Raw genomic sequence first — 22,220 nt, 5'->3', positions numbered from 1 at the left:
CCTTCCTCAGTGCAGGTTCGGCTGGGCGCCCTGGCCCTTTTCGTCGATCATGCAGCCACGGCGGAACCGGTCGAGCCGGTAGGCCGTGGCCACCTTGTGCGGGGTATCGGTCGCCAGCAGATGCGCATAGCACCAGCCCGAGGCCGGGGTCGCCTTGAACCCGCCGTAGCACCAGCCGCCGTTGAAATAGAGCCCGTCGATATGGGTCTTGTCGATGAAGGGGGAGCCATCCATCGACATGTCCATGATGCCGCCCCAGCTGCGCAGCATCCGTACCCGGCCCAGTGCCGGGATCAGCGCCATGCCGCCTTCCATCACATCCTCGACCACCGGCAGGTTGCCGCGCTGCGCATAGGAATTGTACATGTCCAGGTCACCGCCAAAGACCAGGCCGCCCTTGTCCGACTGGCTGCAATAGAAGTGGCCCGCACCAAAGGTGATGACCCCGTCCAGCACAGGCTTCAGACCCTCGGACACGAATGCCTGCAGCACATGGCTTTCAATCGGCAGGCGCATGCCCGCCTTCTCCATCACCCGGCTCGACGACCCGGCAACACAGCTCGCCACTTTATTGGCGCCGATGAAGCCTTTGCTGGTCTCCACACCCAGGCATTTGCCGTTCTCGATCCGGAAGCCGGTGACTTCGCAGTTCTGGATGATGTCCACGCCGCGCAGGTCCGCGCCGCGGGCATAGCCCCAGGCCACCGCGTCATGGCGCACGGTGCCGCCGCGGCGGTGCAGCAGCCCGCCCTTGATCGGGAAACGCGCATCGTTGAAGTTCAGGAACGGGTACATCGCCCGCACGCCGTCGGTGTCCAGCAGTTCCGCGTCCGACCCGTTCAGGATCATCGCATTGCCCCGGCGCCGCGCCGCATCGCGCTGCGCGTCCGTGTGCACCAGGTTCAGAATGCCGCGCTGGCTGACCATGGCGTTGTAGTTGAAGTCTTGCTCCAGCCCTTCCCACAGCTTCAGCGACAGCTCGTAAAACGGCTCATTGCCGTCCAGCAGATAGTTGGAGCGGATGATGGTTGTGTTGCGGCCCACGTTGCCGCCGCCGATCCAGCCTTTCTCGATCACCGCGACATTGGTGATGCCGTGGTTCTTGGCCAGGTAATAGGCTGTTGCCAGCCCGTGCCCGCCGCCGCCGATGATCACCACATCGTAGCTTTTCTTGGGTTCCGGATCGCGCCAGGTCGGGCGCCATCCCTTGTGGCCCGTCAGGGCCTCCTTGATCACTTTCAGGCCGGAGTACCGCATGATGTCCTCATCAACTGTCTCCGGCAGAATCGTTGAGAAATGCGTCATTTCACAGGGGGATTTCGGACATCAGCCGCGCCATTTGCGTCACAGGCGGGAAATCACCTGTACAGACGCAGCACCAAAGCCTACGGAGAGCCGAGCGTGAATATGTTATAAGTAATTGATTTAATGAACTTAATATCTAAATAACATGTGATGTCATCAGAATGGGCAGCCAGGCCCATTTGCGTCACGCACCCGGCCATCCGCGCCAAATGCGGCAAAACCGACTCACTCCAGCCTCACTCAGGCAGCTCGATCTGGTCCAGTTCGTTCAGCAGATCCAACAGCGCCTCATAGCGCTCCACCCCCATCTTCCGGCGGGTCTGCTCCATCAGCTCCAGGCTGGCCTCCAGGTTGTCGGTGATGATCTTCTCCCCTGCAGGCGTAATCCGCACCACCTGGCGGCGGCGGTCTTCGGTGTCGCGCTCCCGGCTGATCAGCTGCTTTTCCTCCAGCTTCTGCAGGATGCGCGTCAGGCTCGGCAGCAGCAAACAGGCCTTGTCCGCGATCTGGGTCGGGTCAATCGGCCCGCTCTCCTGCACCACCCGCAGGACTCGCCATTGCTGCTCGGTCAGGCCCGCGCCGCTCAGCAGGGCGCGGATCGGACCCATCACGCGCTCCCGCGCCCGCAGAAGGGCAATGGGCAGTGAACGGTCGGTGGAGGGCATCATCCTGGACATGCGTGATTATCACCCCGCTTCCGGCTAAACGCAATTGCCGCTTGGGTTTCTTCTGCTTGACTCAACGCCGTGCATTTTGCTAAACATGTTAAGTAATTCAGGAGAGGTAACGCAGATGCCGCATATCACGCTGGACTACTCAGCCAATATGGAAGCGCGCACCGACATCGCCGCGCTGTGCCGCCACCTGCGGCAGGCCGCAGCAGAGACCGGCACCTTTCCTCTGGCGGGCATCCGGGTGCGCGCCTTTGCGGCCAATCACGCCTCCATTGCTGATGGCGATCCGCAGCACGGCTATATCGACATCTCCATCCGGCTGCGCGCAGGCCGCAACCTCGATACCCGAAAACGCGCTGCTCAGGCCGTGTTCGACGCGGCGCAAGCCTTCCTTGAACCGGCCCTGCAGCAGCACTCTATCGCGCTGTCTCTGGAGATGCGCGACATCGACCCGGAGCTTTCCCCGAAATGCGGCACCATCCGCGACCACATGCAAAAGGCGGAGCAGTGATGAGCGATCTGACCTCCAACATCGAAACGCTGAACAGCCACCTGGCCCGCTTCCGCGAGGGTGGCATCCTGAACCTGATCGGCGGCGAAAGCCGCCCCGCCGCCTCCGGCGCCACGTTCGAAACATCCTCACCCGTAGACGAAAGCGTGATCTGCCCAGTTGCCAAGGGTGAAGCAGCAGACATTGACGCCGCTGCCGCAGCTGCCAAGGCCGCCTTCCCCGCCTGGCGCGACATGCCCGCCTTGGAGCGCAAGAAGATCCTCAACCGCATCGCCGACCTGATCGTCGAACGCGCCGAGGAAATCGCGCTGTGCGAATGCTGGGACACCGGCCAGGCCCTGCGCTTCATGTCCAAGGCCGCCCTGCGCGGCGCCGAAAACTTCCGCTTCTTCGCGGACAAGGCCACCGCTGCCCGCGACGGCCAGCAGCTGCAATCGCCAACACTGATGAACGTGACCACCCGGGTGCCGATCGGCCCTGTTGGCGTCATCACGCCCTGGAACACGCCCTTCATGCTGTCCACCTGGAAGATCGCGCCTGCACTGGCGGCCGGCTGCACCGTGGTCCACAAACCGGCTGAATTCTCCCCCCTCACCGCCCGCATACTGGCCGAGATCGCCCATGAGGCCGGCCTTCCACCGGGCGTCTGGAACCTGGTCAACGGCTTTGGCGAGGACGCGGGCAAGGCACTCACCGAACACCCCGATATCAAGGCCATCGCCTTTGTCGGCGAGAGCAAAACCGGCTCAATGATCATGAAACAGGGCGCCGATACCCTGAAACGGGTGCATTTCGAACTGGGCGGCAAGAACCCGGTCGTGGTCTTCGACGACGCCGACCTCGACCGCGCGCTGGATGCCGCGATCTTCATGATTTACTCGCTCAATGGCGAACGCTGCACCTCCTCCTCGCGCCTCTTGGTGCAGGAGAACATCGCAGAGGATTTCGAAGCCAAGCTGATCGAACGCGTGAACAATATCCGCGTCGGTCACCCGCTGGACCCGGCCACCGAAGTCGGCCCGCTGATCCACAAGGTGCATTTCGACAAGGTCACCTCCTACTTTGAAACCGCCAGACAGGACGGTGCCACAATCGCCGCCGGTGGCAGCCGCGTTGGCGATCAGGGCTGGTTTGTCCGCCCGACCCTGTTCACAAATGCCACCAACAGCATGACCATCGCGCAGGAGGAAATCTTTGGCCCGGTCCTCACCGCAATCCGCTTCAAGGACGAGGACGAGGCTCTGACACTGGCCAATGACACGCAGTATGGCCTCACCGGCTATGTCTGGACCAACGACCTCACCCGCGCCCTGCGCTTCACAAATGCGCTGGAGGCCGGGATGATCTGGGTGAACTCGGAAAACGTCCGCCACCTGCCCACCCCCTTTGGCGGGGTCAAGGCCAGCGGCATCGGCCGCGACGGCGGCGACTGGTCATTCGAGTTCTACATGGAACAGAAACACATCGGCTTTGCCCTGGGCCATCACAAGATCCCGCGCCTCGGCGCCTGATCCCTGACCGTTTAGTGGAAACGCGCGCCTATCGGAGGAATGACCATGCCCGTACCGGCACACAACCTGTACCCCCCCTTCAACATTGTGCGGCTGTCCCATGTGGAATACGCCGTGACCGACCTCGCCGCCTCCCGCGCCTTTTATGTGGAGACCCTCGGCCTGCAGGTGACGCATGAAGACAGCGAACGCATTTACCTTCGCGCGATGGAGGAACGCGGCCACCACTGCATCGTTCTGGTGCAGGCGGATGCGGCCTCCGTCGGGGTGCTGGGTTTCAAACTCTATGACGCGCCGGACCTGGACAAGGCCGCCGAGTTTTTCGCCTCCAAAGATCTGCCGGTGGAGTGGGTAGACCGCCCCCATATGGGCAAAACCTTACGCACCCGCGACCCCTGGGGCATCCCGCTGGAGTTCTATGTGAAGATGGACCGGCTGGAGCCGATTCACCAGAAATACAGGCTCTATAACGGGGTAAAACCGCTCCGCATCGACCATTTCAACATGTTTTCAGCGGATGTGGATGCCTCGGTGGCCTTCTATGGCGAGATGGGCTTTCGCGTGACGGAGTACACCGAGGATGACGAGAGCGGCAAGATCTGGGCCGCCTGGATGCACCGCAAGGGCGGCGTGCATGACGTGGCCTTCACCAATGGCCTCGGCCCGCGCCTGCACCACACTGCCTTCTGGGTGCCGAACCCGCTCAATATCATCGACCTCCTCGATCTGATGTCGACCACCGGCTATGTCGATAACATCGAGCGCGGCCCCGGCCGCCACGGTATCTCCAACGCCTTCTTCCTCTATGTGCGCGACCCGGACGGCCACCGGATCGAGATCTATTGCTCCGATTACCAGACCGTCGACCCGGACCTGGAGCCGATCAAATGGTCGCTCACCGACCCGCAGCGCCAGACCCTTTGGGGTGCGCCTGCGCCGCGCAGCTGGTTTGAGGAAGGCTCGGTGTTTGAAGGCGCCACCCCGAAACCCAGCGCCTTGAACGCGCAGCCGATTATTGCACCCTGATGAAAAGGATCGCGCCCGGCCCCTAGCCGGGCACACTCCCAAAAGAACAAGGTAAGAAGAATGAAATGGGATGACTTCTCCGAATGGGGCCGCCGGGTCGCGGACTGGACGCAGGACTATCACCTGACCGTCGGCGACCGCCCGGTGCGCGCCAGGAGCAAACCCGGCGAAGTTCTGAACGCCCTGCCCCAAACCCCGCCTGAGGCCGGCGAGGGGATGGAGGCGATCTTCCGCGATTTCGAAGACATTGTGATGCCCGGCATCACCCATTGGCAGCACCCGCGCTTCTTTGCCTATTTCACCTCCAACGCCGCCGCGCCCTCGGTGCTGGCGGAATTCCTCGCCTCCGCCATCGCACCGCAGTGCATGCTGTGGCAGACCTCACCCGCGGCGACGGAGATGGAGACGCGGATGATGGACTGGCTGCGCCAGGCGCTGGACCTGCCCGGCCAGTTCCAGGGGGTCATCCAGGACTCGGCCTCCTCCGCCACCCTCGCCGCAGTGCTGACCATGCGGGAAAAGGCGCTGAATTGGCAGGGCAACAGCCAAGGCCTGTTCGGACAGAAAGCGCTGCGCATCTACTGTTCTTCTGAGGTCCACACCTCCATTGACCGCGCCATCTGGGTCGCGGGCATCGGCCAGCAGAACCTGATCCGGGTGCCCATCAAGGGCGATTGGCGCGGCATGGACCCGGACGCGCTGGAGGCGGCGATCCAGGCCGACCTCGCCGCAGGCCACCAGCCCGCGGGCGTTATCCTGTGCGTCGGCGGCACCGGCGTCGGCGCCACCGACCCGGTGGATCAGGTGCTGGGCGTCGCCGAAAAATACGGCCTCTACACTCATGTGGACGCCGCTTGGGCCGGCTCCGCGATGATCTGCCCTGAATACCGCCACTACTGGCCCGGCGTCGAACGCGCCGACAGCATCGTCTTCAACCCGCACAAATGGCTCGGCGTGCAGTTCGACTGCTCTGCACATTTCCTGAAGAACCCGGATGATCTGGTGCAGACCCTGGCGATCAGCCCGGAATACCTCAAGACCCACGGCCATGACGGCATCATCAACTATTCCGAATGGTCGGTGCCGCTGGGCCGCCGTTTCCGGGCGCTGAAAATCTGGTTCCTGATCCGTACCTACGGGCTTGAGGGCCTGCGCCAGCGGCTGCGCAATCACATCAACTGGTCAAACCAGCTGCACGACAAACTGAAGTTAGAGCCTGATTTCGAGATCACCAGCGCACCGATGTGGTCGCTCTGGTCGTTCCGCTATGCGCCTGAGGGCGCCGCGGATCTGGACGATTTGAATCTGCGGCTGGTCAATGCCATCAACGGCGACGGCCGCATCTACCTGACCCAGACCCGCCTCGACGGCCAGCTGGTGATCCGCTTCCAAGCGGGCCAGTTCGAAACAACTGAGGCAGACGTGATGATGGCCTTCGATGTCATCACCGGAATCGCGAGGAGCCTGACCTGATGCGCTTTGCCACCTGCACTGCCAATGGCGAGACCTTCTATGGCGCAGTCACAGACGCCGGCATGATCGCCCTGTCGCCACAGTTCCCGGACTGGCCCACATTGCGCGAGGTGATCGCGGCAGACGGCCTGCCCGCATTGGCAAAGGCCGCGGAGGGCATGCCTGTGACCCACACGGATTTCAGCTATGAGATCCCGATCCCCAACCCGGAAAAGATCATCTGTGTCGGCGTCAACTTCCCGGACCGCAACGCGGAATACAAGGACGGCTCCGCCCAGCCCAGGCATATGTCCCTGTTCCCCCGCTTCCCGCGCTCCTTCACCGGTGCCGGGCGCCCGCTGATCCGCCCGCCGGAAAACCACACGCTGGATTACGAGGGCGAGGTCGCCGTGGTGATCGGCAAACCGGGCCGCCGGATCAAGCCGGAGGATGCCTACGACCATATTGCGGCTCTAACACTGGCAAATGAGGGCACCATCCGCGACTGGGTGCGCCACGCCAAATTCAACGTCACCCAAGGCAAGAACTGGGACAATTCCGGCGCGATCGGCCCCTGGCTGGTGCCCTTCACCGATCCCGCCCAGCTGGATGAGGCCCGCCTCGTTACCCGCGTGAACGGAGAGATCCGCCAGAATGACACTCTCAACCGAATGATCTTCCCGGTCCGCGACGAGATCGCCTATATCTCCACCTTCACCACCCTGCAGCCCGGCGACGTGATCATCACCGGCACGCCCACCGGCGCAGGCGCCCGGTTCGACCCGCCGAAATACCTGAAACCCGGTGACGTGGTCGAGGTTGAGGTCGAAGGCATCGGCACCCTGCGCAACACGGTAGAGGACGAGGCATGACTCCCGAACAGCACCGGGACGCCGCTGACCGGCTGTTCAAAGCCGAGCAGACCGGCCAGCAATGCGGCCTGCTTTCCTTGGCCTACCCCGGCATGACGCTGGATGATGCCTATGCGGTGCAGCAGGCTCTAATCAGGCAAAAACTGGCCTCCGGCCGCAAGAAAATCGGCTGGAAGATCGGCCTCACCAGCCGCGCCATGCAGCAGGCGCTGAACATCACCACCCCCGACAGCGGCGTGCTCTTGGACGACATGGTGTTTGAGAACGGCAGCACCGCCCCCGCCGGGCGCTTCATCCAGCCGCGGGTGGAGGCCGAGATCGCTTTTATCATGAAATCCCCCCTCGCCGGCGCCGCGTGCACCCGCGCGGATGTGCTGGCCGCTACGGACTATGTAACGCCCTCGCTGGAGATCCTCGACACCCGCATCCTGCGTGCAGACCCGGCAACCGGCCAGGCCCGCACCATCACCGACACCATCAGCGATAACGCCGCCAATGCAGGCGTCGTGCTGGGCGCGGAACGCCACGCCGTGGACGCCCATGACCTGCGCTGGGTTGGTGCCATCGCCGCCCGCAACGGCACAGTCGAGGAAACCGGCCTCGGCGCGGGTGTCCTGAACGATCCCGTCACCTCGGTCCTGTGGCTGGCCCGGCGGATGGCCGAATATGGACAACAGATCGAGGCCGGGGATATCGTGCTCTCAGGCTCTTTCATCCGCCCCATCGAATGCCCGCCGGGCACGGAGATCGCCGCAGATTTCGGCCCCTTCGGTTCCGTATCCATCAATTTCGCCTGACAGGAGGCCCCGCCCATGCCCGCGCCCAAGAATAGCTTCAAACAGGCTCTAACACAGGGCAAACGCCAGATCGGCTGCTGGATGAGCTTTGCCGACGGCCAGATTGCCGAGATCATGGGCTCCTGCGGTTTCGACTGGCTGGTGATCGACGGCGAACACGCGCCCAACGACATCCGCTCGATCCGTGACCAGCTGATCGCGCTGGCGGCCTCGCCCAGCCACCCGGTGGTGCGGGTGCCAGCGGGGGAAACCTGGATGATCAAGCAGGTGCTGGATGCCGGCGCCCAGACAGTGCTGGTGCCGATTGTCGAAAGCGCCGAACAGGCCCGCGAGCTGGTCCGCGCCTGCCACTACCCGCCCAAGGGCCTGCGCGGCGTCGGCGCCACGGCGGCACGCGCCACCATGTTCGGCTCTGTCAGCGAATACATCCAGACCGCCGATCAGGAGATCTGCCTGCTGGTGCAGGTGGAAAACCGCGCCGGCATGGCCGCGCTGGACGACATTCTGCAGGTCGAGGGCATCGACGGCGTCTTCATCGGCCCGGCAGATCTGTCCACCGACATGGGCCATCAGGGCGACTCCGCCCACCCGGAAGTGCGCGCAGCCATTGCTGATGCCATCACCCGCATCAAGGCGGCAGGGATCGCCCCCGGCATCCTTGGCACCACGGATGAGGCCACCCAGGCCTATGCGGATATGGGCGCGCAGTTTCTGGCGGTCGGCATCGACGTCATGGTGCTGGCCCGCAATGCCCGCGACCTGGCCGCCAGGTGGAAGGCTGAATAGCCGGCCTTTCCACTCGCGAAGGAAGCCCTCCCGCGCCTGCCCGCTGTCCTGGCAAAGCCAGAACAACGGCAGCAGCCTTGGGCATGGCACCGCGCATGGCGCGGTGCCATGCCCAACGGGAGGAAGGTATTTTCAATACCTGACGACGGGCGGGAACTCCCCCTGCCGCCAGTACCGCACCCGGTTTCAACCAGCGTCAGCGCAGCGCCATACCTTCGGGCCAGCTGAGCGTGGTGTCCAGCTGAATGGTCTTACTCCCGCCAGCATCCAGCTCCAGGTCCCAGGCCAGAATGCCGCGCTGCTTCTCCACGTTTTCCTCCGCGGGCTGGGGCTTTGCACTCCACTCGATTTCCAGATCGTCCTGCTGCGAATAAGGCACCTGGTCCAGAACCCGCACATTCCAGTCCTGCGCTGTCAGGTTCTCCACCGTGATCTCCACCTTCTGCACTTGCGCGTTGCTGCGCGAGATAAGCCCCTGCTCCCCTTCGCTCTGCCCCAGCACATCGCGGCGCAGCTGCAGCCCTTCGATAGGGCCGAAACCGGCGTCCAGCTCCGCCCCCGGCGCCAGCCCGGCGAAAGGCTCCACCGTCACCAGCTTGCCATCAACAAACCGCGGCACCTCGTGCGAGGCCAGAAGCTGCTCGCCAAAGCTGTTGGTGAACGTCGCCACACGGTAGGCAGTCTCATCCCGCGACGGCACCGCCACCGCCTGCACCTCTGCCTCCGCCGTCAGGCTGTCCATCTCCAACCGCAGCAGATCGGCGCCGGAGGCAATCGAGACCGGCAGCCCGAAGCGGTAGGTCGCAGCCGCACCGCCCAGATCCGCACCCCAGCCGCCCTGAGCTTCTTCAATGATCACAGGCGGCTCGAGCACCGGCTCCGCCAGTGCGGACAGTTCCGCCACATCCTGGCTGTAGGATTTCAGCGCCCGCGGCGGCTGCGGCTCCTCGATCCGGCGCAGCCAGGGGTGCAGCGCAGAAGGGCTGCCCTGCTCACCGGGCACCGCCGTCGACAGGGTCAGCGCCACATCCTGCCAGTTCTCGCCAGTGTCCTGCACCAGCGTCACCGCCCGCTTCAGGATCACCTGCTGCTCCGTCACGGTATTCAGGTGCATCTCATAAGACGGCTGCCAGCCGATATTGCCTGCGCCCGCGGTGTAGTAGCTCACCTTGATGGCACCCTCGCCCGCCTGCTCCGCCTCGATGTCCACCGCGATGTACAGCCGGTCGTCATCCTCCAGCGTGAGTGCCGCCAGCGCTGCCTGCGCCGCTGCCAGCTCCTCCTCCAGGTCCGCCAGCTGCAGTTCGATCCGGCGCGCCTCAGCCTCTGCCGCCACCGCCGACTGGCTGGCGCCCGCGGCTTCGGCGGAGATCATCCGGGAAATTTCGCTCAGCGCAGCCGCATCCGCCTGAGCCAGCCCTTCGTTTGCACCCAGCTGCTGCAGGAACGTGATTGAGGCCTCCGCCGCCCGCACCCCGGACCGCGCCCGCGCGGCCTCGTCCCGGACCGCGGCAATCCGCGCCTCAACCTCGCGCACGCGGGCTTCGGCGGCTTCCACCTCGGGGTCATCCGCATCGCGCGGCGGCACGTAATTCTCGCGCAGCAGGGTGGCCACCCGGCGGGCGCCGGCGATCTCCACCTGCAGGGTCTCCAGCGCAGCCGTTCTTGGCACGTTCTGCAGGATCAGCCGGTGGCGCCCCTCCGGCAGTGTCAGCGCCGCGCTGCGGGTGACTTCCGCCAGACCGGGGTACAGCGTCACTTCCGACACCGTGCTGCTGACAGGGATGGTGTCCGCAGCCGCCGCTGCGGCAATTGAAGAAAAAGCAAAAGCCATCAAGGAAAATCGCATTGGCATCTCTCGAACAAATATCCGCGGCGCAAATCTGCCCGCCTGGCGCCAAGCCTAGCCCCGGCCCTGGCCGGACGCCACGCAAAAGAAAAGGGCCGCTCCTTGCGAAGCGGCCCCCTGCTCAAAGCAGCGAAAAACCTCAGCCCTTTTTCAGGACCTCACGGCCCAGCAGTTCGGCGATCTGCACAGCGTTCAACGCCGCGCCCTTGCGCAGGTTGTCGCTGACGCACCACAGGTTCAGGCCGTTCTCGATGGTCGAATCCTGGCGGATGCGGCTGATGAAGGTGGCAAAATCGCCCGCGCATTCCACCGGCGAGACGTAGCCGCCCGGCTCACGCTTGTCGATCACCATGATGCCCGGTGCCTCGCGCAGGATGTCACGGGCCTCGTCCTCGTCCAGGAACTCTTCGAACTCGATGTTCACGGCCTCGGAATGGCCGACGAAAACCGGCACGCGGACGCAGGTGGCAGTGACCTTGATCTTCGGGTCAACGATCTTCTTGGTTTCCACGACCATCTTCCATTCTTCCTTGGTCGAACCGTCTTCCATGAAGACGTCGATCTGCGGAATCACGTTGAAGGCGATCTGCTTCTGGAACTTGTTCGGCGGCACATCGGTGGTGGGGTTGTAGACCGCCTTGGTCTGCTCCCACAGCTCATCCATGCCGTCCTTGCCCGCACCGGACACCGACTGGTAGGTGGAGACCACGACGCGCTTGATCTTGGCACGGTTATGCAGCGGCTTCAGCGCCACCACCATCTGCGCGGTGGAGCAGTTGGGGTTGGCGATGATGTTCTTGTTCTTGTAGCCGTGGATCGCTTCCGGGTTGCACTCCGGCACGATCAGCGGGATCTCCGGGTCATAACGGTAGAGCGAGGAGTTATCGATCACCACACAGCCCGCGGCCGCAGCCTTGGGGGCATAGACTTTGGTCGCCTCGGATCCGACGGCAAACAGCGCCATGTCCCAGCCGGTGAAATCGAAGGTGTCCAGGTCCTTGGTAGTGAGTGTCTTATCGCCAAAGCTGACTTCAGTGCCGAGAGACCGGCGGCTTGCCAGTGCAGCGATCTCATCCACAGGAAACTGGCGCTCGGCCAGGATGTTCAGCATTTCGCGGCCCACGTTGCCAGTGGCGCCAACGACGACGATGCGGTAACCCATTTGTCTGTTTCTCCAGTATTGCCCGGCCCCATGGCCGGCGCGGGAGTGATAATGGTTCCGCGGCCAAGTTTAAAGTCCCTGATCAGTCCATGCTGTCGCGGCTGAACAGATAAATTGCGCAGCCGAGCCCCAGAAGCACCAAAAAGAAGCTGAAAATGCCGGTGTAGGGCAAGGAAAGGTCCGCACCGGCCATTTCCGCGTGAATGCGGCCGGTGGCAAACTGCATGATTCCCACCCCGCCGATGCCAAAGAGGTTGAGCAGCGTCACCCCCCGCCCGGCCAGATGCGGCGGCACAAAGGCACGGCCATGCGCCATGATCACCGGGAAGGACGCGCCGAAGAAGCCAACGGCTGCCATCATCGCCACCGGCATCCAGACAGGGCCGCCTGTGGCCAGGATCAGCCCGCCCAGGGCCGCGCAGCCCAGCAGGTTGCCGCCCAGGATCAGCCATTTGCGGGTGCCCAGCACCCGGTCCAGCGGCCCGTAGGCAAAGGTGCCCGCGATCATCGCCGCCCCCATCACCAGCGTCGCCAGCCCGACGGCCTGGGTGCTGAGCCCGTAAACATCGCTTAAGTAAGGCCCGATCCACAGCCCCCTGAGCGCGCCGGACGGCGCATAGGCCACCAGCATCAACGGAAAGATTGCCCACATTACCGGCATCTTCAGCAGGTCCAGCACCGATCCCTTGTGTTCCCCTTCCGGCTTGTCCGGATCGCTCACGGTCAGGAAAATCCCCGCCGCCACCGCAACCGACACCGCCGCCAGCCCGGCCAGCGTGCCGCGCCAGCCGAGCAGATCCACCGCCAGCGCCGTCGGGTAGGACGCCACCAGATTGCCCGCGGACCCCACCCCCAGCATCACCGCCGCCAGCGTTGCAAAGCGCGCGGGCGAATACTGGCGGGCAAAGATGTAGTAGGACGCCATCAGCACCGGCGAGCAGCCGATCCCGATCAGGAACATCGCCGCGCCCACATGCCAGGGAACCGTGGCCGCCGCAAACAGCGCTGCACCGCCGCCGCCGCCCAACAGCAGCAGCAGCGACGCCGTCCTGCGGGGACCCACATGGTCCAGCGCCCAGCCCACCGGCAGCTGCATGGCGGCAAACGACAGGAACCACAGGCTGGAGGCAAAGGCCAGATCATCCGGCGCCGCGCCGATATCCTGACCCAGCACCCCGGACAATACCGCCAGAAAGGCGCGGAAGAACTGGCTCAGCACATAGGCCAGGCACAATAAGATCAATCCCGCCTGCATGTTCTGCCCCCTGCATTTTTGTTACTGACGCACAGCTTGCATGTTTGGCGCCGCCGCACAATTTGTTTAGAAGGAGACGGCAGGCCGCGGGAGCGCGTCAGGGGGCTGAAAGACATGACACCGGATTCGTTCTATGCCAGCCTTCCCAAGGTCCGCGATTTCAATGCTCTCTCCGACCCGTCGGTCTTTGCGCCGCTGCCCGGCGGCTGGCTGCTCTGCTGCACTGATATCGTGAATTCCACCGGCCTGGTGAAGGCGGGCCGCTACAAGACCGTGAACATGGTCGGCGCCGCGGTGATCGCCGCAATGCGCAACGCGCTGGAAGGCGAGGCCTTTCCCTATGTTTTCGGCGGCGACGGCGCCTCCTTTGCGGTGCCGCCCAGCCACCAGGCCACGGCGCAGCGCGTGCTCGGCGCCTTGCGCAGCTGGACCGAAGATGAATACGGCATCTCCCTGCGCGCTGCGGTTCTGCCGGTCTCTGCAATCCGGGACGAGGGGCTGGAGGTGCAGGTTGCCCGCTACGCGGTGTCGGACCACGCCGATTTCGCCATGTTCAACGGCGGCGGCCTGGCCTGGGCGGAGGCGCAGATGAAGGCCGGCGCCTTTGCGGTGGCCCCTGACCCGCAGGCAGATCCGCCCGACCTCGCAGGCCTCTCCTGCCGCTGGAGCAACACCCCCGCCCGCCACGGCGTCATCCTGTCGGTGGTCGCACAGCCCGCCCCCGGCGCCAGCCCGCAGGATTTTTCCCGCCTTGCCGCCGAGGTGCTGGATCTGGCCGCCGAGCTGGAGGACAACGGCCACCCGGTTCCCGAAACCGGCCCCAAACTGCAGTTCCCGCCCGCCGGGCTGACGCTTGAGGCCAAGGCCTCGCACGGGCGGCTGCCGGTCCTCCTGCGGCAGTTGCACCTGTTCTTTCACAGCGCTCTGGCCGGGCTGATCTTTGTGACCCGGCGCCCGGTGGGCGGCTTCGATCCCGTGCACTACCTGTCAATGCTGCGGGCGCATTCCGATTTCCGCAAATTCGACGACGGGCTGAAGATGACGCTGGACTGCACGCCCGGGATCAGCCGCCGCATCCGCGAGCATCTGCAGCAGGCGGCGGACGCGGGCCTTGTCCGCTTCGGCCTGCACGAACAGGACGCCGCCATGGTCACCTGCATCGTGCCCTCGCCGGTAGAGGACGGCCACATCCACTTCGTTGACGGCGCCGCAGGGGGCTATACGCAAGCAGCCGCCAATCTGGCGGCTGCATTCGGGTCCGGCAGGATAACGGCCTGACTTCAGACCGGGGCGAAAGTGCCCGCCTTGGGGTCATAGCATTCCAGCCCGCCCTCGCCGATGTCGGTCCACAGCCCGTGCAGGCTCAGCTCGCCCGCTTTCACCGCCGATTCGATGAACGGGAAGGTCATCAGGTTCTCCAGCGAGGCGACAACCGCCTGACGCTCGAACTGGCGTGCCTGTTCAACCGGATCCTGGATGCCCTCAACCCCTTCGAACTTGGGCTTCAGGATGTCCATCCAGCGCCCGACAAAGCTGGTCTTCTCCTCCAGCTGCGGCGCATTGCCCTTGCACATGTCGATGCAGCCCTGCACGCCGCCGCACTGCGAATGGCCCAGCACGATCAGATGCGAGACCTTCAGCGCGGTGACCGCATATTCCACCGCCGCCGAGGTGCCGTGGTGGTCGCCATCGGGCGCAAAGGGCGGCACCAGGTTGGCGATATTGCGGTGAATGAAGAACTCGCCCTGGTCGGCGCCGAAGATCGACGTCACATGCACCCGGCTGTCGCAGCAGGAAATCACCATCGCCCGCGGCCGCTGGCCTTCGGTTGCCAGACGGCGGTACCAGCCCTGGTTTTCCTCGTAAGAAGTGGCCTTCCAGCCGTGATAACGGGTCACCAGATAGCTCGGGAGAGGCTTGGCAAATTCCATTGTCGAATCCTCGGTTCGTTTCGCGTTGCCGGCCGTATTAGCCTGCATTGTCTCAAAATTCGAGGGATTTGATCCGCCCGCGGAAACCTTTTGAAAACTTATGGCTTCCAAATTGGCAGACGTGCCGTGGGGGTACAAAGAATTGGGTGAATGTGGTGGCCAATATACTGACAGTGATGCACTCCGAGACCGTGCGCTTGGATCCTGACAAACTTTCCGAACTCTACGAACAGCTCGGCGAAGCCGGTGCTGAGGACGTCGTGTGCCGCGCGATTGAGGAAATGGCGGTCCGCCTGACGCATTGCGAGCGTCTGTGGCGGCAGAACGATATGATGAACCTGCGCAAGAGCGCCCGGTCGCTGATTGCCATGGCCGAACAGATCGGCATGACCGCGCTGGCAAACATTGCCAAGGACGTGACCGTCGCAATTGATTCCGAGGACGCGCCGGCCGTGGCCGCCATCCTGTTCCGGCTGATGCGGGTGGGTGAACGCTCGCTGACGGCGGTTTGGGACCAGCAGGACATGACGATCTGACATTTGTGCAGCCCGCAGGGCTTGCAGGCCGCGCCGCGGCGGCTACTCTGGCGCATCAGAAGTGATTGCAACCGGAGTTTTTTCCATGCCGCCAGTCTTTGCCGCACCCGGCCCGGACGCCTGCCCTGTGCACGTGATTGCAAGCGATGAATTGAACAGCTGGCTGCCGGGCCAGCCGCCGCGCGTTCAGGCCTGGGTATCGGCGCAGGGTTTCACCGGCGCCTGCGGCCAGGCGCTGACGGTGCCGGATGCCGAAGGCCGGATTGAAATGGCCCTGGCAGGCTACGGCAGCGCCGCCCAGCGCGCGCGCCGCCGCTTCGTGCTGGCCGAGGCGGCGCAGAAATTGCCCGCGGGCACCTACCGCATCGCCTCCGGCCTGCCCGCGGAAGATGCCGCCAGCGAGGCCCTTGGCTGGCTGCTCACCGCCTACCGCTTCAACCGTTACAAGGTTGCCAAGGGTGAAACCGCTGCCCTGCAGGCGCCCGAGGCCGTGGATGCCGCTGCCGTTCAATCGCTGGCCGCCGCCGAATGCCTGACCCGCGACCTGATCAACACCCCCGCCTCCGACATGGGCCCGGCAGAGCTTCAGGCCGCAGCCGAGGCCCTGGCGCAGGAGTTCGGTGCCGAGGCCTCCGTTGTTCTGGGCGAGGACCTGCTGGAACAGAACTTCCCGCTGATCCACACCGTCGGCCGCGCGTCGGTCCGCGCGCCGCGGCTCATCGACCTGCGCTGGGGCAGCACCGGCCCCAAGCTGACCCTTGTGGGCAAGGGCGTCTGTTTCGACACCGGCGGGCTGAACCTCAAGCCCGGAAACAGCATGGCGCTGATGAAAAAGGACATGGGCGGCGCGGCCAACGTGCTGGGCCTGGCCCGCATGATCATGGATGCCGGGCTGAACTTGCAGCTGCGGGTGCTGATCCCGGCGGTGGAAAACTCGGTCTCCGGCGCCGCCTTCCGCCCCGGCGACGTGCTGATGTCGCGCAAAGGGCTGACGGTGGAGAACAACAACACCGACGCCGAGGGCCGCCTGGTGCTGGCCGACGCCCTGGCCTTGGCGGCAGAAGACGCGCCGGACCTGCTGGTCTCCATGGCCACTCTGACCGGCGCGGCCCGCGTTGCCGTCGGCCCGGATCTGTCGCCTTTTTATACCGGTCACGACGGCGATGCCGCAGCGCTTGCCGTCAGTGCGGCCCGCACCGCTGACCCGGTCTGGCGGATGCCCTTCCATGAACCTTACGAGAGCATGATCGAACCGGGTATTGCCGATCTGGACAACGCCCCCTCCGGCGGGTTCGCAGGCTCGATCACCGCCGCCCTGTTCCTGCGCCGCTTTGCCGGGGACACCCGCTACATGCATTTCGACATCTACGGCTGGACCCCGGGCGACGCGCCGGGCCGCCCCAAGGGCGGCGCCCTGCAGGGCGCCCGCGCGCTGTTTGCCGCGCTGCCGGACATGCTGGAGCTCTGATCCCATGGCTGACCGCCGCCGCACGCCGGCAAATGACCGGATCGCTGCTGCCCATCTGCAGGACGCGCCCGAAGGGCTGATGCGGGTGGACGGCACCGCTGCCCGCATCGGCGTCCCCGTCGCGGACCTCCTGCGCGCGCCGGACGGCGCCCGCGACCGCCAGCTGGTCTATGGCGAGCCGGTCACGGTCTACGAGGACCAGGGCGGCTGGGCCTTTGTGCAGGCGGCCAAGGATTCCTACGTGGGCTATGTCCCCAGCGCCGCGCTGGCCGTACCCTTCGAGGCCACGCATTGGATCAGCGCCCCGGCCACCCACGCCTATTCCGCGGATGATTTCAAATCACCGGAAACCCATGCGCTCAGCCATGGCAGCCGGGTGCAGGTTCTTGGCGGTGAGGGCCGGTTCGCGGAGACCAATCTCGGCTTCATTCCGGCCTGCCACCTGTCCCCCTTGGGCGCCCACGCGGAGGACCCGGCAGCAGTCGCGGAACTATTCCTCGGCACGCCCTACCTCTGGGGCGGCAACAGCCGCTTTGGCATCGACTGCTCCGGTCTGGTGCAGGCCGCGCTGCTGGCCTGCGGCACAGCTTGCCCCGGCGACAGCGATATGCAGGAGGCGGAACTGGGCGAGCCCGCCCCCGCCGCAGACTACCGGCGCGGTGACCTTTTATTCTGGAAGGGCCATGTTGCGATGGTGCGGGACGCCGAAACCCTGATCCACGCCAACGCCCACGATATGGCCGTTGCCATTGAACCCATCGCCGCGGCAATCGAACGGATCAAGGCCCAGGGCGACGGCCCGGTCACCGCACACAAACGGCTGGCGTAGGCACCGGCGCCTGCCACGGTCCGCAAAAAAATCTTACAAAGATTTTTGGCCGGAATTTTTTGAAAATTCCGGTCCCGCTCCGCCGCAAGCCTTGCGGCTACTCCACGGAGCGGATCAGCTTGCGCTCCAGCACCCTCAGCACGGTCTTCAGATCCGCCCCGCGCTTCAGGATATGCCCGTCCATGCCGACCACCGAATACTGCCCCTGCCGCTGCCGCAGCTTGGGGCGCTTTTCAATCCGGTAGAGCGGATGCTCTGCCGTGCGCCGGAAAACGGAGAAGACTGCCAGATCACGCAAGGAGGAAATCCCGTAATCGCGCCACTCTCCCGCTGCGACCATGCGGCCGTACAATGTCATAATGACCGACAGTTCCCGGCGGTCAAAGGCGACTTGCTGAGGTATGGGAGATCCGGGAAAAGGCTGCACCTGATCAAAGCTCATAAGATAAAGGTTGCCCCATTCCTGCGGCAAATCAAGGTTTATCGCCTTCGAATTTTCGTATGGTGCAGGATGCGCACAGGTTCAAATACCCCGTTTTGCCCGGCTTTCTCCCCGCTCAGGCCGCCGCCAGCGCGCCGCACTGCACCCCCAGGATCTGCTCCAGCGCCATCCGTCCGGGCGCGGTCAGCAGCAGCCCGCGCTTGTGCCGGTGCCGCTTGACCCAGCCGCTGTCCAAGGCGTGCTCCAGAATCTGCCGCCCCATAGGGCCGGCCACATGCAGCTTGCGTTCTGTCCAGTCCAGGCAGGGCCGCGCAAAGGGCTGGCGGCCTGTTTTGTCCGGCAGAACCACCCCCAGTTTCAGCCATTCCGCGGCGGGCACTGCGCGAAAGGCGCCCTGCTCCTCTACCAGCATGCCGCGGTCCAGAAAGGCGCGGGTCATCGCCACCGCCAGCGGGCCTGCCAGATGGTCGTAGCAGCTGCGCAGCTGCGCCAGCCCGCCCGCCTTGCGCTGCTGGGCGCGATGCAGGCTGTCCGCTGGCGCAATTGCCGCCAGCTGCTCCAGCGCATGGGCCACCTCTGCGCCTGCCAGCCGGTGATAGACACAGCGCCCGCGCTTTTCCGCCACCACCAGCCCTGCGTCCTGCAGCAGCCGCAAATGCGCCGAGGCGGTCTGCGGCGTCACCCCCGCAGCCGCCGCCAGCTCCTTGTTGGTATAGGCGCGCCCTTCCATCAGCTCGCACAGCATCTGCGTGCGGCTGGCGTCGCTGATGGCCTGGCCCAGAATATCGAAACGCGGTGTGATCATGCCCCTACCCTATGCGGTTTGCGCCGGGACACCCAAGCAAAACCCTTCGCCGCGCACCGAACTGTCCCTCCGTTTCCGCCGGCCCAGTCACGCAAACGACCCATGGCAGAACCAGCCCGGCGACAGCGCGCCACCATGGGCAAAGAACAGCCACAGCCGCGCCCCGCAGCCCGTCACCACCACCCAGTAATCGCGCACCCCGCTGCGCCACTCGGGGTCTTCCAGCCACCACTCGGGCGCAATCCGCTCCGGCCCCTCCGCCTCTGCCAGCGCCCAGTCCCGGCCCCGCCAGCGGAACAACTCCGGCACCTGCGGCACATCCGGCGCATGGACCAGCTCGGGCCGCCACAGCCGCAGCGGCCGCGGACGCGGCGGCTGCGGCCAGTCCCCGGCGGCAGGCTCCGACCAGGCCGCCGCCTGCACGGTGAAGGTTTTCTCCGGGATATGGCTCTCCGCCGGGTGACAGCGGGTGATGGCCTCCATCCCCAGCCGCGCGCCCAGCCGGCCGATCAGATCCTCCAGCGCCGTGCCGTCCTCCTGCCGCGCCCGCGCCGCGGCACTTGCCTGCAGATGGCCCGCCGGGGTGCGGGCGTGAATGGCTTCGGCCTGCAGAACCTCCAGCCGCAGCATGTCGATGCCGTAGCCCGCGTCGATCTGCTCCAGCTTCATCTCCAAGAGCGGCCGGATGCGGGCGGGATCGCGGCTGGCACGGGCCAGGCCCAGGGTCACGGCCTCCATTTCCTGATCACAGCGGTGCGCCTCCAGCCGCAAAACCCGCGCCCCCTTGCCGCGCGCCTCCAGCCGGGCGCACAGCCGCGGCAGCATCCGGTCGATGCCTGCCAGCAGATCCTCCATCAGCCCGATCGGCTCCGGCAGGGTCAGCCGCACCGCAAAATGATCCGGGCTGCGCGCGGGCGAGACCGGCTCCGGCGCGCTGCCCATCGCCTGGTCCAGCCGCAAGACCAGCCCCTGGCCGAAGCGGCGCGCCAGGCTGGCCCGCGGCTGGCCCAGCAGGTCGCCGATCCGCCGCAGCCCCAGCCGGTTCAGCTGCGCCACCGTGGCGCCGTCCAGCCGCAACGCCGCCACCGGCAGCGGTGCCAGCGCGCCATAGGCCTGGCCGGCTTCAGCAATCCTTCCCAGCTGCGGCGCCGCCGCCTGCAGCTGCGGCGCCGCCCCGCCCCGGGTCCAATGACGCCGCTTGACGCTCTGGCGCCTCTGCGCCCGCGCCCGGGTCGCGCGCGCCTCCTGGTCGATGGCGTCACCCGACCGCTCCGGCGCCGCCTCCTCGCCGGCATAGCGCGCCAGCGCCCAGGCCGCGCCCAGGGTGTCCGCCAGCCCCATCCGCACACTGAGGCCCATCTCCGCGCAGTCCTGCCCCGCTGTCTCCATCAGCGCCGCCTCGCTGCCGAACAGATGCGCGCAGCCGGTGAGGTCGATGGTCAACCCGTCCTCCCCGGCCTCCGCCACCCAGGGGCTGAACTTGCCCGCCCAGCGCCTGAGTGCAGCCAGAAACGCCGCCTCCGCCGCGCGGTTGCGCGGCCGCACCACCAGGCCCGCGCACATCGCATGGGCATCGCGCAAGGGCTGGCCGGCCTGCAGCCCCTCTGCCGAGGCGGCAAGATTTAACGCGGAAATAACCTGGGTGTTGGACACTTCCTCGGCAACGGCCAGCGGCCCGGCAATGCCGCCGCGCTCCGCCCGCAGAATGCGTTCGGCGCCAAGGCGCGGAAACCACAGCGACAGGATGCGGCGATGGGGCATGGGCAGATCACGCGGCAGGGGCCGGCAGACGGCAGGTGCAGACGGCAGGTTACAGGAGTTTCAGTGCAGATGTTCTTATTTTGTTCCAATCCTTCGATTCGGTCAATCCGGCCCGGCACCGCACCATGACCCTGCGCCTATGGAAACCGCTCGCCTGCCTTGCGCTCCTCGCGGCCCTTGCCGCCGGGCCTTCTGCCCCGGTCACTGCCGGTGACGGTGTCAGCAAGCATGTGACCCGCCGCATCACCCTGATGACCACGCAAAAGGCCGCCATGGATGTGCTCACTGCCATGATGGCCGGGCGCGCCGTCTTCGATCAGGGCAAGGCGCGTGCCGCCCGGCGGCAGCTGATCAAATCCACCAGCGGCATCCGCAAGCAGTTCCGCAAACACCGGATGGACCCGCGCAGCCACGCCCGACCACAGATTTGGACATCCTGGGATGATTTCGAAGCCCGGGCCAAATCAGCCGAAATTGCGGCCAGAGCCCTCAGCACCCGCTCCCTGCCCGCCCTGCGCCGCACTCTGCCCGGGCTGATGCAGGGCTGCCTCAGCTGCCACGAGACCTACCGCAGGACCCCCAACAGCTTTACCACGCATTGACCGGGACAGACCGGATCAAGCCCCGAACCGCGCCATGAAAGTGTCAATCGCGCCGCTGATCACCCGCTCGCGCTCAGCCTCGGTGAACGCGGTGTCGATCTTGAACAGAAAGCGCAGGAACACATCGGCCTTGCACAGCTCGATGAACTGCGCGGCGGCCAGGTCAGCGTCTTCGATCTTCAGCTCCCCCCGCGCGGCCGCAGCCTCGATATAATCGCGAATCTCGCCGTGCAGCACCATCGGCCCGCTTTCATAGAACATCGGCCCCAGCTCCGGGAACCGGTCGGCCTCCGCCACGAAAATGCGGAACAGCTGCAGGCTGAAACCGCCCAGCAGCACCCCGTGCACCCGCTCCGCCGCCGCCCGCAGCACATCCCGCGGCCCGCAGCTGCCGGGCGCCAGATCCAGCGAGGCATCCGCCTGCTGCACGCAGGCAGAGCGCACCACCTCCATGAACAAGACCCGCTTGTCGGGGAAATAGCTGTAGAGCGTCGCCTTGGAGACCCCCGCCGCCTTGGCGATCTTATCGACGCTGGCGCCCTCGAACCCGTCCGCCAAGAACACCTCGCGCGCGCCGTCCAGGACCTGATCGAATTTGCGGCCGGTGCGCAGGACGCTGGCTTGCTGGTTCATGCGGGCTCCGTTG

The 22,220-nt window shown here is 65.5% G+C and carries 22 protein-coding genes; 12 read left to right on the top strand and 10 right to left on the bottom strand.

Features of this window, described 5'->3' with window-relative positions; translation table 11 throughout:
• Nucleotides 1-6: 6 nt before the first annotated feature.
• Together K3725_RS01070 and hpaR are read right to left on the bottom strand one after the other, a co-directional pair.
• Nucleotides 7-1,257, bottom strand: coding sequence for a sarcosine oxidase subunit beta family protein (locus K3725_RS01070; RefSeq protein WP_260018547.1), 1,251 nt, complete (start codon nucleotides 1,255-1,257; stop codon nucleotides 7-9).
• A 284-nt stretch (nucleotides 1,258-1,541) separates the two neighbouring features.
• Nucleotides 1,542-1,982, bottom strand: coding sequence for a homoprotocatechuate degradation operon regulator HpaR (gene hpaR, locus K3725_RS01065; RefSeq protein WP_260017057.1), 441 nt, complete (start codon nucleotides 1,980-1,982; stop codon nucleotides 1,542-1,544).
• A 115-nt stretch (nucleotides 1,983-2,097) separates the two neighbouring features.
• Between hpaR and K3725_RS01060 the strand changes: the two genes are divergently transcribed.
• From K3725_RS01060 to K3725_RS01030, 7 genes are read left to right on the top strand one after another with little or no spacing between them, the layout of a single operon-like run.
• Nucleotides 2,098-2,490 (top strand): 5-carboxymethyl-2-hydroxymuconate Delta-isomerase, encoded by a 393-nt coding sequence (locus K3725_RS01060; RefSeq protein ID WP_260017056.1) that lies wholly within the window; start codon nucleotides 2,098-2,100, stop codon nucleotides 2,488-2,490.
• Nucleotides 2,490-4,001, top strand: a complete 1,512-nt coding sequence (gene hpaE, locus K3725_RS01055) for a 5-carboxymethyl-2-hydroxymuconate semialdehyde dehydrogenase (RefSeq protein ID WP_260017055.1) — start codon at nucleotides 2,490-2,492, stop codon at nucleotides 3,999-4,001. The genes K3725_RS01060 and hpaE overlap by 1 nt, the downstream gene beginning before the upstream one ends.
• Before the next feature lie 45 nt (nucleotides 4,002-4,046).
• Nucleotides 4,047-5,027 (top strand): 3,4-dihydroxyphenylacetate 2,3-dioxygenase, encoded by a 981-nt coding sequence (gene hpaD / locus K3725_RS01050; protein WP_260017054.1) that lies wholly within the window; start codon nucleotides 4,047-4,049, stop codon nucleotides 5,025-5,027.
• Between the two features lie 60 nt (nucleotides 5,028-5,087).
• Nucleotides 5,088-6,500 (top strand): pyridoxal-dependent decarboxylase, encoded by a 1,413-nt coding sequence (locus K3725_RS01045; RefSeq protein ID WP_260017053.1) that lies wholly within the window; start codon nucleotides 5,088-5,090, stop codon nucleotides 6,498-6,500.
• Nucleotides 6,500-7,351 carry a fumarylacetoacetate hydrolase family protein gene (locus K3725_RS01040; RefSeq protein WP_260017052.1) on the top strand — a complete coding sequence of 284 codons (852 nt, stop codon included), beginning with the start codon at nucleotides 6,500-6,502 and terminating at the stop codon, nucleotides 7,349-7,351. The genes K3725_RS01045 and K3725_RS01040 overlap by 1 nt, the downstream gene beginning before the upstream one ends.
• Complete coding sequence (gene hpaH / locus K3725_RS01035; protein ID WP_260017051.1) at nucleotides 7,348-8,148, top strand: 2-oxo-hept-4-ene-1,7-dioate hydratase; 801 nt, start codon at nucleotides 7,348-7,350, stop codon at nucleotides 8,146-8,148. Before K3725_RS01040 ends, hpaH begins: the two co-directional genes overlap by 4 nt.
• Nucleotides 8,149-8,163: 15 nt before the next feature.
• Complete coding sequence (locus K3725_RS01030) at nucleotides 8,164-8,934, top strand: HpcH/HpaI aldolase/citrate lyase family protein (RefSeq protein WP_260017050.1); 771 nt, start codon at nucleotides 8,164-8,166, stop codon at nucleotides 8,932-8,934.
• 196 nt (nucleotides 8,935-9,130) lie between these two features.
• On the opposite strand, the gene K3725_RS01025 is transcribed toward K3725_RS01030, so the two are convergent.
• The 3 genes from K3725_RS01025 to K3725_RS01015 form a co-directional block, all read right to left on the bottom strand.
• Nucleotides 9,131-10,768: a DUF4139 domain-containing protein gene (locus tag K3725_RS01025; protein ID WP_260017049.1), complete on the bottom strand. Its 1,638-nt coding sequence runs from the start codon at nucleotides 10,766-10,768 to the stop codon at nucleotides 9,131-9,133.
• 154 nt (nucleotides 10,769-10,922) lie between these two features.
• Nucleotides 10,923-11,945: an aspartate-semialdehyde dehydrogenase gene (locus tag K3725_RS01020; protein WP_260017048.1), complete on the bottom strand. Its 1,023-nt coding sequence runs from the start codon at nucleotides 11,943-11,945 to the stop codon at nucleotides 10,923-10,925.
• A gap of 82 nt (nucleotides 11,946-12,027) precedes the next feature.
• On the bottom strand, nucleotides 12,028-13,200 hold the full coding sequence (locus K3725_RS01015; protein ID WP_260017047.1) for an MFS transporter: 1,173 nt from the start codon (nucleotides 13,198-13,200) through the stop codon (nucleotides 12,028-12,030).
• Between the two features lie 114 nt (nucleotides 13,201-13,314).
• On the opposite strand from K3725_RS01015, the gene K3725_RS01010 reads away from it, so the two are divergent.
• A complete protein-coding gene (locus tag K3725_RS01010; protein ID WP_260017046.1) occupies nucleotides 13,315-14,478 on the top strand; it encodes a DUF3095 domain-containing protein in 1,164 nt (387 codons plus the stop codon).
• A 2-nt stretch (nucleotides 14,479-14,480) separates the two neighbouring features.
• Here K3725_RS01010 and K3725_RS01005 read toward each other — a convergent pair whose 3' ends face one another.
• Entirely contained in the window at nucleotides 14,481-15,131 is a 651-nt protein-coding gene (locus K3725_RS01005; RefSeq protein WP_260017045.1) for a carbonic anhydrase, read from the bottom strand.
• Nucleotides 15,132-15,307: 176 nt separating this feature from the next.
• Between K3725_RS01005 and K3725_RS01000 the strand changes: the two genes are divergently transcribed.
• The 3 genes from K3725_RS01000 (at nucleotide 15,308) to K3725_RS00990 (ending at nucleotide 17,964) form a co-directional block, all read left to right on the top strand.
• Complete coding sequence (locus K3725_RS01000) at nucleotides 15,308-15,667, top strand: hypothetical protein (protein ID WP_260018546.1); 360 nt, start codon at nucleotides 15,308-15,310, stop codon at nucleotides 15,665-15,667.
• 85 nt (nucleotides 15,668-15,752) lie between these two features.
• Entirely contained in the window at nucleotides 15,753-17,135 is a 1,383-nt protein-coding gene (locus K3725_RS00995) for a M17 family metallopeptidase (RefSeq protein ID WP_260017044.1), read from the top strand.
• A gap of 4 nt (nucleotides 17,136-17,139) precedes the next feature.
• On the top strand, nucleotides 17,140-17,964 hold the full coding sequence (locus tag K3725_RS00990) for a C40 family peptidase (protein WP_260017043.1): 825 nt from the start codon (nucleotides 17,140-17,142) through the stop codon (nucleotides 17,962-17,964).
• A 97-nt stretch (nucleotides 17,965-18,061) separates the two neighbouring features.
• Here the strand turns inward: K3725_RS00990 and K3725_RS00985 are convergent, their stop codons facing one another.
• The 3 genes from K3725_RS00985 to K3725_RS00975 form a co-directional block, all read right to left on the bottom strand.
• A complete protein-coding gene (locus K3725_RS00985; protein ID WP_039185371.1) occupies nucleotides 18,062-18,406 on the bottom strand; it encodes a DUF2794 domain-containing protein in 345 nt (114 codons plus the stop codon).
• Between the two features lie 115 nt (nucleotides 18,407-18,521).
• Nucleotides 18,522-19,211 carry a helix-turn-helix transcriptional regulator gene (locus K3725_RS00980; RefSeq protein ID WP_260017042.1) on the bottom strand — a complete coding sequence of 230 codons (690 nt, stop codon included), beginning with the start codon at nucleotides 19,209-19,211 and terminating at the stop codon, nucleotides 18,522-18,524.
• Nucleotides 19,212-19,298: 87 nt separating this feature from the next.
• On the bottom strand, nucleotides 19,299-20,972 hold the full coding sequence (locus tag K3725_RS00975) for a DNA polymerase Y family protein (protein ID WP_260017041.1): 1,674 nt from the start codon (nucleotides 20,970-20,972) through the stop codon (nucleotides 19,299-19,301).
• Nucleotides 20,973-21,097: 125 nt separating this feature from the next.
• Here K3725_RS00975 and K3725_RS00970 point away from each other — a divergent pair, with 125 nt between their 5' ends.
• Nucleotides 21,098-21,574, top strand: coding sequence for a cytochrome c (locus tag K3725_RS00970; protein ID WP_260017040.1), 477 nt, complete (start codon nucleotides 21,098-21,100; stop codon nucleotides 21,572-21,574).
• A gap of 15 nt (nucleotides 21,575-21,589) precedes the next feature.
• Here the strand turns inward: K3725_RS00970 and K3725_RS00965 are convergent, their stop codons facing one another.
• A complete protein-coding gene (locus K3725_RS00965; RefSeq protein ID WP_260017039.1) occupies nucleotides 21,590-22,207 on the bottom strand; it encodes a TetR/AcrR family transcriptional regulator in 618 nt (205 codons plus the stop codon).
• Nucleotides 22,208-22,220: the final 13 nt, after the last annotated feature.

It is taken from the genome of Leisingera sp. S132 (assembly GCF_025144465.1).
In the GTDB taxonomy this organism is placed as follows: Bacteria; Pseudomonadota; Alphaproteobacteria; order Rhodobacterales; family Rhodobacteraceae; genus Leisingera.
The sequence above is the reverse complement of the archived record's forward strand: the minus strand, read 5'-3'. Positions and strand labels throughout refer to the sequence as shown.

Excerpts from the sequence above, each read along its gene's own strand:
- K3725_RS01070 (WP_260018547.1), bottom strand. The coding sequence starts at position 1,257 with ATGCGGTACTCCGGCCTGAAAGTGATCAAGGAGGCCCTGACGGGCCAC.
- hpaR (WP_260017057.1), bottom strand. The coding sequence starts at position 1,982 with ATGTCCAGGATGATGCCCTCCACCGACCGTTCACTGCCCATTGCCCTT.
- K3725_RS01060 (WP_260017056.1), top strand. The coding sequence starts at position 2,098 with ATGCCGCATATCACGCTGGACTACTCAGCCAATATGGAAGCGCGCACC.
- hpaE (WP_260017055.1), top strand. The coding sequence starts at position 2,490 with ATGAGCGATCTGACCTCCAACATCGAAACGCTGAACAGCCACCTGGCC.
- hpaD (WP_260017054.1), top strand. The coding sequence starts at position 4,047 with ATGCCCGTACCGGCACACAACCTGTACCCCCCCTTCAACATTGTGCGG.
- K3725_RS01045 (WP_260017053.1), top strand. The coding sequence starts at position 5,088 with ATGAAATGGGATGACTTCTCCGAATGGGGCCGCCGGGTCGCGGACTGG.
- K3725_RS01040 (WP_260017052.1), top strand. The coding sequence starts at position 6,500 with ATGCGCTTTGCCACCTGCACTGCCAATGGCGAGACCTTCTATGGCGCA.
- hpaH (WP_260017051.1), top strand. The coding sequence starts at position 7,348 with ATGACTCCCGAACAGCACCGGGACGCCGCTGACCGGCTGTTCAAAGCC.
- K3725_RS01030 (WP_260017050.1), top strand. The coding sequence starts at position 8,164 with ATGCCCGCGCCCAAGAATAGCTTCAAACAGGCTCTAACACAGGGCAAA.
- K3725_RS01025 (WP_260017049.1), bottom strand. The coding sequence starts at position 10,768 with ATGGCTTTTGCTTTTTCTTCAATTGCCGCAGCGGCGGCTGCGGACACC.
- K3725_RS01020 (WP_260017048.1), bottom strand. The coding sequence starts at position 11,945 with ATGGGTTACCGCATCGTCGTCGTTGGCGCCACTGGCAACGTGGGCCGC.
- K3725_RS01015 (WP_260017047.1), bottom strand. The coding sequence starts at position 13,200 with ATGCAGGCGGGATTGATCTTATTGTGCCTGGCCTATGTGCTGAGCCAG.
- K3725_RS01010 (WP_260017046.1), top strand. The coding sequence starts at position 13,315 with ATGACACCGGATTCGTTCTATGCCAGCCTTCCCAAGGTCCGCGATTTC.
- K3725_RS01005 (WP_260017045.1), bottom strand. The coding sequence starts at position 15,131 with ATGGAATTTGCCAAGCCTCTCCCGAGCTATCTGGTGACCCGTTATCAC.
- K3725_RS01000 (WP_260018546.1), top strand. The coding sequence starts at position 15,308 with ATGCACTCCGAGACCGTGCGCTTGGATCCTGACAAACTTTCCGAACTC.
- K3725_RS00995 (WP_260017044.1), top strand. The coding sequence starts at position 15,753 with ATGCCGCCAGTCTTTGCCGCACCCGGCCCGGACGCCTGCCCTGTGCAC.
- K3725_RS00990 (WP_260017043.1), top strand. The coding sequence starts at position 17,140 with ATGGCTGACCGCCGCCGCACGCCGGCAAATGACCGGATCGCTGCTGCC.
- K3725_RS00985 (WP_039185371.1), bottom strand. The coding sequence starts at position 18,406 with ATGAGCTTTGATCAGGTGCAGCCTTTTCCCGGATCTCCCATACCTCAG.
- K3725_RS00980 (WP_260017042.1), bottom strand. The coding sequence starts at position 19,211 with ATGATCACACCGCGTTTCGATATTCTGGGCCAGGCCATCAGCGACGCC.
- K3725_RS00975 (WP_260017041.1), bottom strand. The coding sequence starts at position 20,972 with ATGCCCCATCGCCGCATCCTGTCGCTGTGGTTTCCGCGCCTTGGCGCC.
- K3725_RS00970 (WP_260017040.1), top strand. The coding sequence starts at position 21,098 with ATGACCCTGCGCCTATGGAAACCGCTCGCCTGCCTTGCGCTCCTCGCG.
- K3725_RS00965 (WP_260017039.1), bottom strand. The coding sequence starts at position 22,207 with ATGAACCAGCAAGCCAGCGTCCTGCGCACCGGCCGCAAATTCGATCAG.